Source organism: Stenotrophomonas sp. 05L44_2 (assembly GCF_056665995.1).
This window is the reverse complement of sequence record NZ_JBFTNR010000954.1, coordinates 1-1,258: the sequence shown is the minus strand read 5'-3', so window position 1 is coordinate 1,258 and position 1,258 is coordinate 1. Positions and strand designations below refer to the sequence as shown.

General features: G+C 61.8%; 3 protein-coding genes and 1 tRNA gene. All 4 read right to left on the bottom strand.

Annotated features, from left to right (window positions below):
* Positions 1-18 precede the first annotated feature (18 nt).
* On the bottom strand, positions 19-375 hold the full coding sequence (locus tag AC1VAN_RS22280) for an NADH-quinone oxidoreductase subunit A (protein WP_005414075.1): 357 nt from the start codon (positions 373-375) through the stop codon (positions 19-21).
* A gap of 112 nt (positions 376-487) precedes the next feature.
* Positions 488-572 (bottom strand) — tRNA-Leu (locus tag AC1VAN_RS22275).
* A gap of 51 nt (positions 573-623) precedes the next feature.
* Positions 624-1,061, bottom strand: a complete 438-nt coding sequence (gene secG, locus AC1VAN_RS22270) for a preprotein translocase subunit SecG (RefSeq protein WP_480986797.1) — start codon at positions 1,059-1,061, stop codon at positions 624-626.
* 50 nt (positions 1,062-1,111) lie between these two features.
* Positions 1,112-1,258, bottom strand: a 147-nt coding sequence (locus AC1VAN_RS22265) for a triose-phosphate isomerase (RefSeq protein WP_480986798.1), incomplete at its 5' end; no start/stop codon positions are given.

Sequence of the window (1,258 nt, the reverse complement as noted above, 5' to 3'; positions counted from 1 at the left end):
GGCCATCGAGAGTCTGAATCACTCCCATTCCAGCGCTCCCTTCTTCCAGACATAGATGAAACCGAGGAACAGCATGCCGACGAACAGACCCATGGTGACGAGCGAACGCGCGCCAAGCTCCATGAAGACCTGCGTCCACGGCACGATGAAGATGATTTCCAGGTCGAAGACGATGAACTGGATCGCGATCAGGTAGTAGCGCACGTCGAACTTCATACGCGCGTCTTCGAAGGCTTCGAAGCCGCACTCGTACGGCGACAGCTTTTCCAGATCGGGGCGGCGGGGACCGAGGAATCGACCAACCAGCATCAGCGTAATGCCGATACCGGTGGCAACGATCAGAAACAGCAGAGACGGCAAATATTCGGCCAGCACAGCGATTCTCTCTTGCCTCTGCCGCTGCGCCTGCAGGCGCTTTGGCATGGGGGAGTGGACGGGAAGCTGCCTGGCGCCTTGCGCGCCAGACCAACCCGCTTTACTTACTAAATGGTGCCCAAGAGGGGACTCGAACCCCTACGACCTAAGTCGCTACCACCTCAAGGTAGTGCGTCTACCAATTCCGCCACCTGGGCAAACGATCACATCAGACTATCTTCCCGATGCGCCGCGTATTGTAACCGGCTTCAGTCTTTCTGGGAGCCTTCCGAAGGCTTTTCTTCACCAGAAACCGAAGATTCCGCCTGAGCCGGCACAGTTGCGGCCGGAACCGGGGCGGCCGGGACCGCATCGGCCTTCGGAACGGCCGGCAATTCGCCCGCCGGAGCGGCCGGAGYGCTGGCCGCCGGGGCGGACATCAGACCCAGATCCTGATCGGCGGCCGGGCGGTTGCCATGGCCGGCGTACCAGGCCATGAAGAGGCTGATGCCGAAGAACACCACGGCCAGCCACTTGGTCGACTTGGACAGGAAGTTGGACGCGCCACGCGCACCGAACACGGTCCCCGAGGCGCCAGCGCCAAAGCCCGAACCTGCCGCCGCACCCGAGCCACGCTGCATCAGGATCAGCGCGACCATGGCTAYGGCAACCAGCACGTAGACGACATTGAGGATCAACATCAGCATTGGAAATCCGCCCTCGGACTAGAGTGCCGGCGGCTAGCCGGCAACCGTAACTAATTGTTTGCCGCCGCCTCTGCGATGGCCAGGAAGTCGGCGGCCACCAGGGAGGCACCACCAACCAGCCCACCATCGACATCCGGCTGCGCGAACAGTTCCCCGGCATTGTCGGGCTTCACGCTACCGCCGTAAACAATGGGCAG